The 16,093-nt window shown below is 59.4% G+C and carries 18 protein-coding genes; 5 read left to right on the top strand and 13 right to left on the bottom strand.

Annotated features, from left to right (window positions below; genetic code table 11):
• Nucleotides 1-14: 14 nt before the first annotated feature.
• Both J0G10_RS16185 and J0G10_RS16180 read left to right on the top strand, forming a co-directional pair.
• Nucleotides 15-503: a DUF2867 domain-containing protein gene (locus J0G10_RS16185; RefSeq protein WP_095126022.1), complete on the top strand. Its 489-nt coding sequence runs from the start codon at nt 15-17 to the stop codon at nt 501-503.
• A gap of 91 nt (nt 504-594) precedes the next feature.
• Complete coding sequence (locus J0G10_RS16180) at nt 595-957, top strand: hypothetical protein (RefSeq protein WP_220556221.1); 363 nt, start codon at nt 595-597, stop codon at nt 955-957.
• Nucleotides 958-1,043: 86 nt separating this feature from the next.
• Here J0G10_RS16180 and alaE read toward each other — a convergent pair whose 3' ends face one another.
• Both alaE and J0G10_RS16170 read right to left on the bottom strand, forming a co-directional pair.
• A complete protein-coding gene (alaE, locus tag J0G10_RS16175) occupies nt 1,044-1,505 on the bottom strand; it encodes an L-alanine exporter AlaE (RefSeq protein WP_220556220.1) in 462 nt (153 codons plus the stop codon).
• Between the two features lie 37 nt (nt 1,506-1,542).
• The gene (locus tag J0G10_RS16170; RefSeq protein ID WP_095126019.1) at nt 1,543-2,466 is read right to left on the bottom strand and encodes a LysR family transcriptional regulator; all 924 of its coding nucleotides are present in this window, start codon (nt 2,464-2,466) and stop codon (nt 1,543-1,545) included.
• Nucleotides 2,467-2,644: 178 nt separating this feature from the next.
• Here J0G10_RS16170 and J0G10_RS16165 point away from each other — a divergent pair, with 178 nt between their 5' ends.
• Nucleotides 2,645-3,292 (top strand): hydrolase, encoded by a 648-nt coding sequence (locus J0G10_RS16165; protein ID WP_220556219.1) that lies wholly within the window; start codon nt 2,645-2,647, stop codon nt 3,290-3,292.
• Between the two features lie 166 nt (nt 3,293-3,458).
• Entirely contained in the window at nt 3,459-3,713 is a 255-nt protein-coding gene (locus tag J0G10_RS16160; RefSeq protein WP_220556218.1) for a hypothetical protein, read from the top strand.
• Between the two features lie 64 nt (nt 3,714-3,777).
• Here J0G10_RS16160 and J0G10_RS16155 read toward each other — a convergent pair whose 3' ends face one another.
• The 10 genes from J0G10_RS16155 to J0G10_RS16110 all read right to left on the bottom strand — a co-directional run bounded on the left by J0G10_RS16155 (nt 3,778) and on the right by J0G10_RS16110 (nt 14,260).
• Nucleotides 3,778-5,076, bottom strand: a complete 1,299-nt coding sequence (locus J0G10_RS16155) for a carbohydrate porin (RefSeq protein ID WP_220556217.1) — start codon at nt 5,074-5,076, stop codon at nt 3,778-3,780.
• 85 nt (nt 5,077-5,161) lie between these two features.
• Nucleotides 5,162-7,567: a glucose/quinate/shikimate family membrane-bound PQQ-dependent dehydrogenase gene (locus tag J0G10_RS16150; RefSeq protein ID WP_220556216.1), complete on the bottom strand. Its 2,406-nt coding sequence runs from the start codon at nt 7,565-7,567 to the stop codon at nt 5,162-5,164.
• 325 nt (nt 7,568-7,892) lie between these two features.
• Nucleotides 7,893-8,198, bottom strand: coding sequence for a DUF6482 family protein (locus J0G10_RS16145; protein ID WP_077572938.1), 306 nt, complete (start codon nt 8,196-8,198; stop codon nt 7,893-7,895).
• Nucleotides 8,199-8,212: 14 nt separating this feature from the next.
• On the bottom strand, nt 8,213-8,923 hold the full coding sequence (locus tag J0G10_RS16140) for an SDR family NAD(P)-dependent oxidoreductase (protein ID WP_220556215.1): 711 nt from the start codon (nt 8,921-8,923) through the stop codon (nt 8,213-8,215).
• The gene (locus J0G10_RS16135) at nt 8,920-9,462 is read right to left on the bottom strand and encodes a DUF3833 domain-containing protein (RefSeq protein WP_095126016.1); all 543 of its coding nucleotides are present in this window, start codon (nt 9,460-9,462) and stop codon (nt 8,920-8,922) included. The genes J0G10_RS16140 and J0G10_RS16135 overlap by 4 nt, the downstream gene beginning before the upstream one ends.
• Before the next feature lie 81 nt (nt 9,463-9,543).
• Complete coding sequence (folE, locus tag J0G10_RS16130; protein ID WP_034154114.1) at nt 9,544-10,101, bottom strand: GTP cyclohydrolase I FolE; 558 nt, start codon at nt 10,099-10,101, stop codon at nt 9,544-9,546.
• Between the two features lie 314 nt (nt 10,102-10,415).
• The gene (locus tag J0G10_RS16125; RefSeq protein WP_095049020.1) at nt 10,416-11,318 is read right to left on the bottom strand and encodes a bestrophin family protein; all 903 of its coding nucleotides are present in this window, start codon (nt 11,316-11,318) and stop codon (nt 10,416-10,418) included.
• Between the two features lie 116 nt (nt 11,319-11,434).
• Entirely contained in the window at nt 11,435-12,247 is an 813-nt protein-coding gene (locus tag J0G10_RS16120; protein WP_095049019.1) for a DUF1206 domain-containing protein, read from the bottom strand.
• 118 nt (nt 12,248-12,365) lie between these two features.
• Complete coding sequence (locus J0G10_RS16115) at nt 12,366-13,364, bottom strand: NADP-dependent oxidoreductase (protein ID WP_220558870.1); 999 nt, start codon at nt 13,362-13,364, stop codon at nt 12,366-12,368.
• Nucleotides 13,365-13,471: 107 nt separating this feature from the next.
• Nucleotides 13,472-14,260 (bottom strand): SDR family NAD(P)-dependent oxidoreductase, encoded by a 789-nt coding sequence (locus tag J0G10_RS16110; protein ID WP_220556214.1) that lies wholly within the window; start codon nt 14,258-14,260, stop codon nt 13,472-13,474.
• A gap of 223 nt (nt 14,261-14,483) precedes the next feature.
• Here J0G10_RS16110 and J0G10_RS16105 point away from each other — a divergent pair, with 223 nt between their 5' ends.
• On the top strand, nt 14,484-15,071 hold the full coding sequence (locus J0G10_RS16105; protein ID WP_220556213.1) for a TetR family transcriptional regulator: 588 nt from the start codon (nt 14,484-14,486) through the stop codon (nt 15,069-15,071).
• A gap of 9 nt (nt 15,072-15,080) precedes the next feature.
• Here J0G10_RS16105 and J0G10_RS16100 read toward each other — a convergent pair whose 3' ends face one another.
• A complete protein-coding gene (locus tag J0G10_RS16100; RefSeq protein WP_095126014.1) occupies nt 15,081-16,085 on the bottom strand; it encodes an XdhC family protein in 1,005 nt (334 codons plus the stop codon).
• Nucleotides 16,086-16,093 lie beyond the last annotated feature (8 nt).

Here is a 16,093-nt window from a genome sequence, read left to right as displayed (position 1 = left end):
GAAAGGAATCATGTATGACCACCCCTTCACCTGCTCACACCCTGAGGGCGTTGCCTGATCTTGATTACTATCACAGCCGATCGGTGCTGCTGCCTGTTGAAATAACCACTCTTGATGCCTGGAACTGCATGCGGGCCAAGCCGGGGCTGGTCATGCGACTGGCGTTTCGAACGAGGGATGCGATTTCCTCGTTAGTTGGCGTGAAGCGCATCGGCGGTTTCTCTGGCGCCCGTCGAGAGGCAATACAGGCTGGCGAAAAGCTGGATTTTTTTCTGGTCGAGCATAGTGCCCCCGACGTGCTCGTTCTGAGCGTAAGAGACCGACATCTGGATGTCATGATCTGCCTGTCGATAACAGATCATGTGTTCACAATCACATCGTCTGTCGTAACGCATAACGTCTTTGGGCGCATCTATATGTTGCCGGTGGGCGTAGTCCATAAGGTGCTGATCAATAGGGACCTCGGGCGTCTCAAGCGGAATACTGGCGCCGCCCAAATGTAGTTAACGGCGCCAGCGGCGGGACAGCTGCTGTGGGGCAGAGGCAGACGTTGACGGTGGAACGAGTAGAAGCAAGAAGATTTGGAGTGGAACCATGCAATGCACCTGCAACGGTCAAGACAACCTGGTAGATATCAGTCAGTGTTACACGGCGTTTGTCGCAGGAATGCGCTGCCTGGCAACGGGTGACTGGATCAAACTATTGCAATGTCCCGGGTGCGGGCAGTTTTGGCGAGCGGATGAGTGGGATAAATATCAAACCCTGTACGCCCGCAAACTGGACTCGCCCGAGGGCTGGGAATCAGCTGAAATGGAATCTTTGATAAAGCTACGCATCGTCGAGAATCATGGCGGTCTGGGTACATCTGCTTGTCTGGCGAAGGACTGCCAGCAACCTGTACTCAAGGGAAGAGCCTATTGCGTTGACCACTTTTATGAAACCGGAGCAAGAGCATGAACTGCTGAAACTGGCCAGTAGAGCGGGATTAAAGAACAGATCACGTTTTTCTGAATGGGGTCTTCCCTGAATTTTTCCCCCGCCACTCAACCCTTCAACGACATCGGCTTGTCCCCACCCGGCGGCAAACCAAACAGCTTCCGCACCCGATTAAGAAACGCTCCATAGGGTCGCCCCAGAGCCAGCATCATCACGGCCGCACCCAGTGTGCCGCGCACCAGACCTTCGCCCGATGCACCACTGAAGGCAATGATCGCGGCATAGATCGGCACCTGAAAACTGACCAGCGCGATGCTGTCCCATAACAACCTCGACACCCGAGCCTGACTGGCGCGCTTCATTAACCAATCGCGCCAGATACCGTAAGGTCGCGCGACCGGAATCATCAGCGCCGCGCCCAGCAGGCGCGCGTGCAGAACCTGATCCCACGTCATGCCGGCAATCAAACGTTCATTGAGGATGCCGGTGGTGGTGAAAAACAGGATCAGCGCCGTGGTGTCTGCAATAAATGCAGTCCGACGCGTTGACTGTTGCAGGCGTTGCGGCACCTCAATTCCCCTTTCATGGCTTAGCGTTGATCTTTCCTCAGCTAGACGCCGGCGCTTCATCGTGCTGTGACAGCGGCTGCACGGCGAGGTGCGGCGATTCGCCGAAGTACTCGATCAGCAGATCCGTGAGCACGCGGATCTTGCGCGCGGGGTGCGGGCCCGGCGCGCGGAGGAGGTAGGCGCCGGCCGGGGGCGGTGGATGGTTGGTCATGATCGGCACGAGTGCACCCGAGGCAATGTGTTCGTGGGTGAGGCAATCGGGCAAGTAGGCGACGCCGAGGCCGGCAGCTGCGGCCGCGGCGAGGGCCGTGCCGTTGTCAGCCTTGAAGCGTCCTTGCGGGCGAACCGTGATGACCTTGTCAGCCGCCATGAATTGCCAGGCTTCGGTGCCTTGCATGAGCGCCTGATGAGCGTGCAGTTCGTCCGGGGTTTCCGGGGCGCCGTGCGCTTTGATGTAGTCGGGGCTTGCGACGAGCTTGGTGTAGACCGGGCCGATACGCCTCGCGATCAAGTTGGAGTCCTGCAGATAACCCACGCGAATGGCGCAATCATAGCCCTCGGTAATCAGGTCAACGAAGCGATCGCTGTAGCAGGTCTGCATGTGCAACTGAGGATGACGGCGAGCCATTTCCGCCAGCACCGGGGCGAAGTGTGTCGGCCCGAACGACAACGGCACTGCTACGCGCAAGCGACCGCGCAGGGCGCCGGCGGGCAGGATGGTTTCCTTGGCGATGTCGATTTCGCTGCAGACTCGGGCGGCGTAATCGCGGAACGTCGCGCCGGCCTCGGTGAGTGATGCCCCGCGCGTCGAGCGTGCCAGCAGTTGCACGCCCAGTTCTGCTTCAAGCCGGGCCAGACGGCGGCTGACGATTGATTTCGAAACCCCGAGCCGCAGCGCTGCCTGTGAAATGCCCCCGGCATCGGCCACTTCGACGAAGGTTTGCAGTTCTTCGATATCCATTCCCGCGTTCCCCTTGGCGCGACACAGTTCGCCTCGGGATGCTACTACTGCCGCGAACAGGGGAACAGCACAATGGGTTTTCCAGGCACGGCGTCACTCGCGTGCATTCTGGAACCCTTAGCCGCACGGGCTCCGGCCGTTTCACCCGCGTGCGTTACCCATACAAAAGGACCTGCAAATGGCAAGCGAACCCCTCCGTAACCCGCACACCGATCAACTGCTGACGCCCGACAATTCAGCGTTGATCATCATCGACTATCAACCGGTTCAGGTGTCCTCGATCCGCTCGATGCCACGGGATGAACTGGTCTTCAATATCACCAGCGTTGCGAAGGCGGCGCTCAACTACAACCTGCCGATCATCCACTCGACCGTCAATGTCGCGACCGGCCGCAACAAACCGCCGATTCAAGAGTTGCAAGCGGTGCTCGGCCATCTGCCAACCTATGACCGCACGTCGATCAACAGTTGGGAGGACACCGGGTTCAAGCAGGCAGTCAAAGCGCTCGGGCGCAAGAAACTGATCATGACCGCGCTGTGGACCGAAGCCTGCCTGACCTTCCCGGTGCTCGACGCCATTCAGGAAGGCTATGAAGTTTACGTGCCGGTCGATGCGGTGGGCGGCACGTCGCTCGCTGCGCACGAGGCGGCGTTGCGCCGAATGGAACAGGCGGGGGCGAAGCTCATCAGCCGGGTACAGATGTACTGCGAACTGCAGCGCGACTGGGCGCGCGAGGTGACCGTGCCAGGCTTTATGGGCGTGTTCGAAAACTTCGATGGCTTCAACGCTGAAAAGGCGCTGGAGGCGGCGGGCAACAAGGCCTGATTCACGAGGTGTTGCTGAAGGTGGCGTGGGCGATAGCCGGCGCTGCCTTCATTTGGCCTGTTTCAACGCTTGAAAATAATCTGAACCGCTGTCGGAGCCGCTCGCCTAATGATTAGCTTGTGGTCAATCGCACAGGCGATGTGTCAATAACGGCACACTCCGAGAGGTGGTCAACGTGGCTAAAGACGAAAAGAAAAGCAAAGACAAAGGTGACGCTTCGAAAGCCAGCAAGGACTTGAAAGACAAAAAGTCATCACCTGAGAAGAAATCAGCGGCAGCCTCAGCGCTTTCAAAATCTTCCGACAAGAAGGACAAGAAAAGAGACGCCGAGCCGAAGAAGTCGGCGAAAAAAGCCGACAGCAAACCTGAGAAGGCCAAGGATTCGAAGAAGGCTGATAAGCCGGCCAAAAAGAAAAAGTGATCTAGAAGGCAAGAAAAAACCCGGCAATTCGAGCCGGGTTTTTTATTGTCTGCTTTTCGGGGCCTCAGAGCGCTGCTTTCATCTGCAAACCAAACACCAGTGCATTGTCGATGTCCTGCCCGGAAAACGCGCCCGGCTCGATGATGTACTGCACATTTGGGCGCAGGGTCAGCCAAGGCGTGGCCTGATAACCGTAGCCGAGTTCGATCAGTTGCTCGGCGCTGTCCAGGTTCGGCAACGCCGTGCCGTTGTTCAATGCGGCGTCCTGCAGCACGTCACGGCTGCGCGGGTTCGGCACGGCGCGTCCGTAACCCAGGGCGACGGTGTCACGCGGGCGACCTTCGAACGGTTTGTACAAAACCACCCCGGTGCCATACCACTTGCTGAACGGCGACGCCGCTTCGCTGGCCGCCGAGTATTGGCCGAAGGCATGCAGGCTGCGGCCTTCGGAAGTTGGCGAGTTCCAGACCGCCTGATCGATCAGCAGATAATGACCGCCGCGACCGGACACTTCTTTGTCGCTGCCGATGCGTTTTACGTCGGAGCTGTCGTAGTAATAGCCGAGCTTGTATTCGCCAGGCAGCTCGCCCGCGTGTTTGTAAACCAGCTCGATCGGCACCACGGTGCCGGTGGTGTGTTTTGGCCCGAGGTGCCAGGCACGGCTGGAGTTGCCGTTGCTTTCCGGGTCGACGTTGAACTCGGCCACGCGCAGTTGCCAGGAAGACGACAAGTCGTATTTCACCCGCACACCGAGGCGCGCATTGGGGTAGTTGGTCCAGCCGCTGCCGCCGGACATGTTCAGCGGATGGCCGCAGAAACCGGCGTTCATGAAGTTGCACAGAATGCCGCTGTCGAGGCCGCCGAGGTCGTTGCCCATGGCCATGTAGCCGAGTTTCACATTGAGTGCTGGAGTGAACAGCGTGCGCTCGTAACTCAGTTCGGTCAGGCGCGTGTACAGGCCACCGTAGTTTTCCTGGATCGGCAGACGGTTGCCGACCAGATCTTCCGAGGCGCTGTTGCCGCGACGATCGTTGATGGTCAACTGGACCTTGCCGGCATTGTCGACGCCGTACAGTTTGCTCAGGTCGAACTGCACGCCGAGCTTGATGTTCTGCGAGTAACGCGCCGAGCGATGCAAACCACCATCGGCGTTGTAAGCCATTTCGCCGCTGTAGTCGCCAGTGAACTTGATGCCCTGTTCATCCATCTGGTGACGCAAGCCACCCCAGTCGCCGGTGAGGGTGCTGCGGGTCAACAGATCGGAATCGTTGTCGGCCAACGCGGGGAGGGCGGTGGTGCACGTCAGGCCCAGCAACAGGCCTTTGAACAGGTCGGAACGGGAAAAACCAACAGCCGATAGCATGTAAATCTTCCTGCAAAAAACATGAGCAATAGGGGGAAAGCAGCGCGGCACCCGAAGGTGCCGCGCTTTACGTGAACACCGTGGTTTACGGCAGGGCGTAAGCCATCACGTAGTCGCCGCGATCGGTTGACTGACGCGCACCACCGGCGGTGATGACGATGTATTGCTTGCCGGTTTTCGGCGAAACATAGGTCATCGGGCCACCTTGGCTGCCGACTGGCAGACGTGCTTTCCAGACTTCTTCACCGTTGCCGCTGTTGAACGCGCGCAGGTAGAAGTCCTGGGTGCCGGCGATGAAGATCAAACCACCTTGGGTCGACAGGGTGCCGCCGAGGGTTGGCAGACCAATCTTGATCGGCAGGTGCATGCGGATGCCCAGTGGACCGGTGTCTTCAACGGTACCGACCGGAACCTGCCAGGCGACTTTCTGGGTTTTCATGTCGATCGCAGTCAGCGTGCCGAACGGTGGTGCCTGGCACGGAATGCCGGCTACCGACAGGAAGCGGTTTTTGTTCACGGCGTACGGCGTACCTTTCAGCGGCACGGCGCCCATACCCGTGTTCAGCGCTTCGCCGCCACCAGCAGCCTGGCCTTTGTTCTGCGACGGGATCATCTGAATCCACAGGCCCAGACGCATGTCGTTGACGAAGATAAAGCCGTGTACCGGGTCAGTGGAGATGCTGCCCCAGTTCATGCCGCCCAGCGAACCCGGGAAACTCAGCGATTTATCGGTGCCCGGCGCGGTGTACAGGCCGTCGTAGCGCATGCCTTTGAAATCGATGCGGCAGAGCAACTGATCGTACGGAGTAGCGCCCCACATGTCCGATTCGGTGAGGTGCTGTGCGCCGATTTGCGGCATGCCCAGCGATTTCGGCTGGGTTGGCGAGTACGGTTCGTTCGGGATGTTCGCCGCTTTGACCGGGACTTCTTTAACGTCGGTCAGCGGTTTGCCGGTGGCGCGGTCGAGCACGTAGATCTGCCCGGCCTTGGTGCCGATGACCACTGCTGGTACGGTTTTGCCGTCCTTGGTGAAGTCGATCAGGCTTGGCTGCATCGGCAGGTCGAAGTCCCACAGATCGTTGTGCACGGTCTGGAACACCCAACGCTCTTCACCGCTGGTGGCGTCCAGCGCGAGGATCGAAGCGCCGTAGGTGTGATCGAGTTTGCTGCGCTCGACACCATAAATGTCGGTAGACGAGCTGCCCATCGGCAGGAACACGGTGTTGGTCGCCGGGTCGTAGGACATCGGTGCCCAGCTGTTCGGCGTGCTGCGCACATAGGTGCTGCCGTCTGCCGGCGCCTTTTTATCCTGCGGGTTGCCCGGGTCGAAGGCCCAGCGCATGGCGCCAGTCATCACGTCAAAGCCACGGATCACGCCGCCGGGCATGTCGGTCTGCACGTTGTCAGCCACGCGACCGCCAACCACCACGGTGGTGCCGGCCATCAGCGGAGCGGAAGACAACTGATAGTAGCTGTCCGGGACATCACCCAGACCGGCCTTCAGATCGACCTGGCCATTGTTGCCGAAACCCTGGCAGAACTCGCCAGTGTCAGCATCAACCGCGATCAAACGGGCATCGATGGTGTTGGTCAGCAGACGGCGCTGGCAGTTGGCGGCCGGCGCTGGTTTGGCTTCGATGATTTTCGAATTGGCTGGCTGAGCAATGGCAGCGCTGGCGTCGAAATAGGCCATGCCACGGCAACGCTGCCAAACTTTCGACTGGGCGTTGATCGCGTTCTTCCACAGCTCTTTACCGGTGTCGGCATCAAGGGCGATCAGGTTGTTGTGGGGGGTGCAGATGAACACCTTGTTGCCAACCTGCAGCGGAGTGAGCTGGTCTTCAGCGCCATTGCCATCGCTCTCGGCGACGTCACCGGTGTGGTAGGTCCACGCGACTTTCAGTTTGTCGACGTTGGCGCGATTGATCTGATCCAGCGCGGCGAAGCGGCTGCCACCTTCGGTATTACCGTAGTGCGCCCAGTCCTTTTGCGCCTTGTCCGGCTCGACCGGGGTCAGGCCCGGGCCAGTGCCGGTGGCGGCAACGGTCGGGTGCGCGACGAACATGTTGCCAGCCGCCACGGCCACGCCGACCGCCAGCACCGCAGCCACGGCGTAAGCGCCGCGACCTGCAACACTGCCGTTGGCACGCTTGAGCAGAGGATAAACCAGCGTCACGACCAGGCCGATCACGCTGAACATGAACAGGCGCGAGAACACCGGCCAGAACACCAGCCCGGCATCGCTCACTGCCCAAATCGCTGTTCCAACCAGAAACGCGGCAAACAACCAGGCACCGGCTGGCTTGTAGCGCGCGATCAGCAGACCGGAAACGGCCATGACCAAGCCACCCACCAGGAAGTACCACGAGCCTCCCAGGCTGACCAACTTCACGCCGCCCGCAGCCAGCGCCAAGCCGAGCAGGGCGATGACGACGCCCAGCCCGACCAGAATGAATTTTGATATGCCCGAGAGGCGTTGACTCTGCTTCACGTTGAATGTCCCGTTGAAATGAGGAGGGCATTATATAGTTAGGTAACTACCTAGTTAAATCACTAATTCAGTAATAAAGTGTTGTTGGATTTTTGATAACCCGCTTGGGCCGCAAATAGCGCTCTAACAGGCTTCAGCAGAGCTTTTGAAAACCTGCAAAAGACGCCGTTTTGTCAGAAAAAATCATGGTTATGACAGCATTTCTATTTTGCTGTTTTCAGTCAGCCAACAACGTTCAACTGACGCACGGCCCTAAAACCAGCTTAGCGGGTACGCGACAAATGGCGCGGCCCCGCTCGTTACCAGTTGATGTGCGTGGTTCGACTCATACGGGCGTAGTGAGCGAAAACGGAATGCGCAGCTCTTCGACAGGCCCTGTATCGCGCCCGCACATTTCGTCGTGCACGCATTGCTGCACCAGTACGCAGGGAAAGGCCGGCACGGTCTGTAGCAAGTCCCGCAGGTGGGTGATCGAGCGCAGGTGCATCGGCTTGGCCGCGTCATCCAGCAAGGTGAACTGGCCGTGATCCAGGCGGATCCGCGCCAGATAAAAACCACCTTCGAGCGACAGCAGCTCCAGTTCACGTATTTCACTGTTGGCCGCACGTTCGGTGAGGGCTTGCAGGTTCATGCTTCACTCCTTGCCTACCAGGGTAGGCGTTCTCCATCGTAGGCAAAGAAATGGCCGCTGTCGGCCGGCGTCAACTGGTCAATCAAAGTCAGTAACTGTTCAGCGGCAACGTCTGCCGGACGGGCGCTGGAGGCGCCGCGAAAAGGTTGCGACAACCCCGACACCACCGTGCCCGGGTGCAGACTGAGCAAGCGACTCTGCGGGCGCGTGCGTGCCAGTTCGATGGCGGCGGTCTTGATCAGCATGTTCAGCGCAGCCTTGGAGGCGCGGTAGGCGTACCAGCCGCCCAATCGGTTGTCGCCAATGCTCCCGACCTTGGCCGAAAGCATCGCCATCGCTCCCCGAGGATCGAGCAGTGGCAGGAAATGGCGCAACACCAATGCCGGTCCCAGCGTGTTCACTTGAAACACGGTTTGCAGCGCATCCGGATCGATTGCGCTGAAGCTTTTTTCCGGTTTGATCCCTTCGCGATGGAGCAGACCGGCCGCGTGGATGATCAGTTGATACGGCGCTTCGCCTGCCAGTTCGGTGGCGGCACTGGCAATCGTTTCGTGCCGTTCAAGGTCGAGCGCGGGGAGCGTACGGCGCCCCAGCGCACGAACGTCGGCACAGCGCGGATCCTGTTTCAGCCGTTGGCAAAAGGCTGTGCCGAGGGCGCCACTGGCGCCGATCACCAGCGCGCGATAACCGTCGCCGAGCGAGGCCAGGGTCAATGCGCGGTTCATTCGCTGACTCCGGCACCCTGGCGACGGAAGAACAATGTCACCTGTCCGACCTCTACGCCGAATTTGGACATGCTGGTGCGGTTAATCAACGTGTCCTCGTCCATCAAGTACATCCAGTCGTCCATGCTCATTTCGTAGGTCGAGTCATCGACCGGCAGGTTCAGGCGATAACGCCAGTGCAACGTGTTGCCCGCGACCTGGCCCTCGGCGACACCCACCACGTCAGCCGCGCGACCGCTCCAACGCCCCTGGCCTTCAGGCGTGAGGGTCCAGACGCGGCGTTGGCGGGTGCCGTCGCTGTACAGGAAGCGCTCGTCGAGAATCAGGTTGTTGCCCTCACGCCGGCTGACGATGTTGACCTCAAAACGCTTGGCCACCTCACCGCTGCGCTTCTGAAACATCCCCCAGGCTTTGACGGGCTGGCTGAAAAAGCGCTGCAGGTCCAAGGCCGGTTGTTGCTCGGCATAACGGGCAACATCTACGCTGCCGCAGCTTGCGACGCTGAGTATCAGTGCCAGTAACAGCAGAAATCGGGTCATCGCCTAACTCCCTGAAACACACAAGTGAAGAGGGTGAGATTCGAACTGTCGGCTTGTACAGTGACTGTCCTCTGTATAGCTTTATCGCCGCCCGATCAGTTGCAGAAATTCCTGCCGTGTCGTCGAACTATCCCGGAAAGCCCCCAGCATCACGGAGGAGGTCATGACCGAATTCTGCTTCTCAACGCCGCGCATCATCATGCACATGTGCCGCGCTTCAATGACCACCGCCACACCGGCGGCATCGGTGATCTGCTGAATGGCGTCGGCAATCTGCCGCGTGAGGTTTTCCTGGATCTGCAGGCGCCGCGCGAACATGTCTACCACCCGCGCGACCTTCGACAGCCCCAGGACCCGGCCGGTGGGGATGTACGCGACATGTGCCTTGCCGATAAAGGGCAGCATGTGGTGCTCGCACAAGGAATACAGCTCGATGTCGCTGACGATCACCATTTCATCGCTCTGCGACTCGAACAGGGCACCGTTGGTGACGTCTTCCAGGCTCATCGTGTAGCCATTGCACAGGTACTGCATCGCTTTGGCGGCGCGCTGGGGTGTGTCCAACAGACCTTCGCGCTCGGGGTTCTCACCGACGCCGACGAGAATTTCACGGTAATGGCTGGCTAATAGTGGGTTCATTCAAGGTGCTCGCGGCAGTGCTGTGCGTGAGGCCAATCCATAGCGAAAGAGTTGTACGCAATGAAGTGCTTTGTATAGGTTTTATTGAAGATAGGCTGAAAAAAATCACCTGACAATGAATCGGCAATCTTTTTTATGCAGATGCGAAAACCTCACATCGCAAAATGTGAGGTGGCGCGAGGAGCGGGAAGGGGGGGATGACAGTGAGCGCTACGGCAGAAGCAGGAGCGCGGGGCACAACCAGGCGATGTTGTGCGGCGTTCTGATTGATTTGGAAACCGTCAGACATCCTGACGGTTCCCGATTGCCGCACCTCAAGCGTTCTCTGCAAGCCTGCGCACGTCACCCAGGGAGTCACGCTGCATCGACTGCAGGTTCTTCTCGATGGTTTCGCACAGCGCTTCCATCTGAATCTGATGCTCGCTGTGGCGAAACGGACTTTGCAGATCGGTGCCGATGCGCTCGATGGCCAGCAGCATAAAGCCCACCACGGTCGACGCCAGCGGCGTGAACCAGCCCAGGGATTCCACTAGTCCGATCGGTACGATCAGGCAGAACAGCGAAATAAACAGCCGCGGAAAATACACATAAGGGTAGGGCAGCGGCGTATTCGCAATCCGCTCCATGCCACCCTGGCTGTTGGACAAGTCCACCAGCGTCGATTCCAGCCGCGCCAGGCGAATGCTGTCGAGGCGCCCGGCCTTGTATTCCCGAGCGAGCAAAGTCGCCGAGCCAGTGAGGATGTCGTTGGCAAAGTTATTGGTGGTGCCGCTGCGGGCGAACTCCTCGGCGGGAATGAACGCGCGGACTTCCTCAGGGCAAGGCTGGCCTTGCAAATGCGCTGCGAGGCAATTCACATAGGCGACGTGGCGGCGTAATAGAGTCGACTTGACCGGATTGACCTCGTTGTCAGCGTCATCCAGCAACGTCAGCACCTGCCGGGCGAAACTGCGCGAATTGTTGATCATCGAACCCCACAGCGTCCGTGCTTCCCACCAGCGGTTGTAGGCGCTGCTGTTGCGGAAACTGATCAACACAATCAACGCCGAACCCAATAAAGTCAGGGGCATGAGGGGTAAATTCAGCTTGGTGTTGAGAAACAACATGAAGTCGACAGTGACAGCGATGTCCCAGAGCAACAGCCAGAACAAGGCCCAGCCGACGTAGCCCAGCGTTTTGATGATCAATCGGTATTTTCTGACGATGGCAGCTTTCAAACGGAAACCTCGTGGCGAGCGGTAAGCGTTAACGCTTTAGCTCGGACGCTGTTTTCGGGGGAAAGGTTCGCTCATCGATGCAGCGCCCGAGTGATCACCGGCAAAGACGTTACACGCTATGTGCTCGATACGCCTGGCACATCCATATTGATCTTGCGCCAGCAAGCTTCCGACAGACTGTAGACCGAGAACGCCATCAGCCCCAGGGCTATTACCATCAAGATCAGCCAGCCAGCGGGTAGATTCTGCAGCGCATCGAGCGCTTCCTTCATACCCGGGGGATCCATGGCCCGATAGGTAGAGCCGCTGATTGCCAGGAGCAATGCGATCTCGATAAACACGACGCCGCGCGCGATCAGGCCAAACCGCGAGACCGGGCGGACGTAGCGCATGACCTCTTCGTCGGCCTCGAAATACTTCTCGAACGACGCTTTCCAGCCCTTGATGATGTGAGCAATGCCTACACCGAGCGGCACGAGGGCGATCAGGTACACCAGCCAGTTCGAATGTTCCCAGGACAGAAGATTCGCCAGCCAGTCTTTGGTTTGTCCTGCGGAATTGCCCGAGCTTTTAATCCCGCTGATGAGCAGGCCCAATGCAAAGAACGCCAGAGCACCGTTGACCAGACCTCCCACAAACAACCCTGTGCGGATCACCAGACCTTTGAGTTTTGTGCCGTGATGATCGACATCACGCGTTGCCTGCAGGACACGCCAGGCGGCAAATGCGAGCAGTCCCGCCACGACAAGTCCAACCAGAAAATAGCCGAATGGCTGGCCTAACAAGGCTTCCAGACTCTTGTGGCTGTCCTTCGGTTTAGTCGAATCCTGGGCTGCCAGCAACGCAAAGATACCGATGATCAGATAAAGCATTCCTCGGGCGGCATAGCCTCCCCGAGCGAGGAGTACGAGGTTGCGTTGCGCGGACATGGGGGTATTCCTGAGAGGTTATAAGAGAGCAGACCCTTCTTGCCGGGAGGGGTTCTATGACCTGTCGAAGAACGCCGTGAGCGGATTTCCATAGATGACTCAGCAATAGCCGGAATCGTCATTTGATCGAAACAACGACCTTGCCCTTGGCGCGTCCCTGCTCGACGTATTTCAACGCCTCTGCTGTAGATTCAAAGGGGAACGTTCGATCAATCACCGGTTTGATGATGCCGGCCTCGACCAGTGCGCTGATCTGCTGCAGTTGGGCGCCGTTGGCGCGCATGAACACGAATGCGTAATTGACGTCCTGCTTGCGTGCCTTGCGCCGAATGCCGAGGCTCAACAGGCGCATGACCTGCTGCAAGGGCCAAGACAAACCTTGCTCCTGTGCGAATTGCGCGGTGGGTGGCCCAGAGATGGAAATCAGCTGGCCACCGGGCTTGAGCACCTTGATTGACTTCTCCAGGACATCAGAACCGAGGCTGTTCAACACCACGTCGTAGTCGTGCAAGACACTTTCGAAGTTCTGCTGTTTGTAATCGATCACCACGTCAGCCCCTAGCGCCTTGACCCATTCGACATTCGCGGTGCTGGTGGTTGTGGCGACAAAGGCGCCGAGGTGTTTGGCAAGCTGAATGGCAACGGTGCCGACGCCGCCGGAGCCGGCGTGAATCAGTACTTTCTGGCCTTTTTTCAGCTGGGCGGTTTCGACCAGCACTTGCCAGGCGGTCAGTGCCACCAAGGGCAGGGAAGCAGCCTGTGCCATGTCGGTATTGGCCGGTTTGAGGGCAATCGCATTTTCGTTCACGGCGATCAACTCAGCGAAGGTGCCGATTCGTGCTTCGGGTGGGCGAGCGTACACCTCGTCTCCCGGTTTGAAGCGTGTCACTTGCGTGCCGACTTCAGTCACCACGCCTGCCAGATCGTTGCCCAGAATCAATGGAAACGCGTAGGGGAGGATCAACTTGAATTCGCCGGTGCTGATCTTCGAGTCCAGCACGTTGACGCTGCTGGCATGGACCTCGATCAAGACGTCGTGAGAACCCACTGCCGGGAACGGCGCTTCGCCGATGCGCCCGGGGTGTTTGCCATAGCGATCAATCAAAAAAGCTTTCATCGAGGTGCGGCTCTTGTCGGTGTACGGATGGTAGTCGGTGCGTTGCGGATTCGATGCAGTGCCTTGTGACTGCATCGAATCCGCAACGCATGCTCGCTAGCTGAAGATCACTCTGGCGTCTGGTAGCGCTGGGCAACCTCAGATTGGCGGATTTGCCCGATCAGGCCCAGCCGTGAGCCCTGCAGGGCATCCCAGCGCTCTGCTTCGTGCAGCGGCGGAATGGTCACCGGTTCGCGACGATCGAAGCCGACGAGCGCAGCATCCACCAGATCACCCACCTCCATGATTTCGCTCAAGGTGTTGATGTCGACGCCGGAGCGATCCCAGATTTCCGTGCGTGTGGCGGCCGGCAACACGGCCTGCACGTAGACACCCTGAGGCGACAGTTCCAGGCTCAGTCCTTGGGACAGGAACAATACAAACGCCTTGGTCGCGCCGTAGACCGTCATGCCGAACTCCGGTGCGAGGCCCACCACCGAACCGATGTTGATGATCGCACCGTCACCGGCCTTGGCCAGGCGTGGAGCGATGGCGCTGGCAAGCCGCACCAGTGCGGTGGTGTTGAGGGCGACCAGTTGCGCCACTTTATCGGTGCTTTGCTCGACGAAATGGCCGGACAGCGCCGCGCCAGCGTTATTGACGAGGACGCCGATACGGGCATCGTCGCGCAGGCGGTTTTCAACAGTGGTCAGATCGCCGGGTTGGGTCAGGTCCGCCGGGATCACATCGACGGCGACGTCATGTTCGCTGCGCAAGCGCGCAGCCAGTGCATCCAGGCGCGCCTGATCGCGGGCGACCAGCACCAGATCGTGGCCGCGTTGCGCAAAGCGTTCGGCGTAGACCGCGCCGATGCCGGTGGAGGCGCCAGTGATCAGAACAGTAGGGCGAGTGCTCATGGTTTATCTCTCTTTGAGGGTGTGAGAAGCAGAACGCGCTCAGCTTGCGCTGATGCTCGATTCAGCCAGCGGCGATTGAGGTTGTTCCGTGCCCGTTGATGAAGATCGATGGTGCGAGCAATTAGGATGATGATCTAAATCTAAACTGTCAACGGTTTTGATTATGGCCAACATCTATGTATCATCGGACGCAGGATTTCCCCGGAAACACGAGGTATTGCACGTGAGAGTGACCAAGGCCCAGGCGCAGGCCAATCGAGAACACATCGTTGAAACCGCCTCAGAGCTGTTCCGTGAGCGCGGCTTTGACGGCGTCGGCGTGGCGGACCTCATGGCGGCCGCCGGTTTCACCCATGGTGGTTTCTATAAACACTTCGGGTCGAAAGCCGACCTGATGGCCGAAGCCTCGGCGTGCAGTCTGGCCAAATCGCTGACAGCCGCTCAAGCGCTGGATGTTCCGGGCTTCATCAACGTCTATGTGAACAGAGAACATCGCGACGGACGCGGCGACGGTTGCACCATGGCCGCGTTGGGCGGCGACGCGGCGCGTCAGTCGGCTGAGGTGAAAGCGACGTTTGCCGAGGGCATTGAGCACACCCTGCAAACCCTGGGCGAGAAATACCCGAGCGGGCCGGATGCCGAGGCGGGTGAGGGGCGCAAGAAGATGATTGACCTGCTGTCGCGGGCCGTCGGCGCGATTATCCTGTCGCGTGCCTGCCCGGATGATTCCGCGCTGGCAGACGAGATTCTTGAGGTATGCCGCGCAGAAATGCTCGCTTCGTTGCCTGCCGATAACGCCGTCGCAGAGTAGCAGCGCGGCTCATTCAGCGAGCGCTTTGGCCCTGACGATGGAGAACGCTTGCGGCAGCTGGGCGCCATTCTTCGCCGCAAGAATCTCGGCCATCACGCTGACGGCGATTTCCGCAGGCGTCTTGCTGCCGATGTAGAGGCCGATCGGCCCGTGTAGACGCGCAAGCGACGCCTCGGTCTCGCCAAAATGCTCGATCAGGCGTTCGCGACGCAGCTGGCTGTTGCGCCGCGAGCCGATGGCACCGATGTAGAACGCCGGGCCGTGCAGCGCTTCGAGCAAGGCCAGATCGTCGAGTTTGGGGTCATGACTCAAGGCGACGATGCAGGTGCGCAGATCGACCGCGAAGTCGCGGACCACGTCGTCCGGCATGCCGACAATGCGCTCCACACCGTCTACCGCCCAAGTCTCGATGTACTCGGGACGCGGATCGCACACCGCCACCTTGAAACCGTTGAACAAGGCCATGGTCGCCAGATACTCGGCCAGCGCGCCGGCACCGATCATCAGCATTCGATAGCCCGGCCCCAAGGTGTTGAGCATCTGCACGCCATCGAAGCTGAACTGTTCCGGCGTTGCGGTCGGTTCGAGCATCACCTGACCAGACTCCAACGCCAGACGACGGCGAACCAGTTGCCCGGCGTCCAGTTGCGTCAGCAGTTCATCGAGCGACTGCCACGCCGGGTTGAACTCAAGGATCAGTTCAAGCGTGCCACCGCACGGCAAGCCAAAGCGATGCGCTTCATCGGCGCTGACGCCATAGCGCACCACTTGCGGCGCGCTGTCGCTAAAAGCGCTGCCGCCATGGGCCGTGGTATAGCGATGGATCAGATCGTCCTCGATGCAGCCGCCGGACACACTGCCCACCACGCGACCATCGTCACGCAAAGCCATCATCGAACCGGTCGGACGCGGTGAAGAACCCCAGGTGCGCGCCACCGTGGCGAGCAATACACGCTCGCCAGCGGCAAGCCAGTCCCGCGCTGTGCGCAGGACCAGCAAGTCGATGCTTTCCATCAGTGTCT

Origin of the sequence: Pseudomonas germanica (assembly GCF_019614655.1) — a bacterium.
GTDB lineage: Bacteria > Pseudomonadota > Gammaproteobacteria > Pseudomonadales > Pseudomonadaceae > Aquipseudomonas > Aquipseudomonas neuropathica.
Note: the sequence above shows the minus strand (reverse complement) of the source record. Positions and strands in the feature narration are given on the sequence as shown.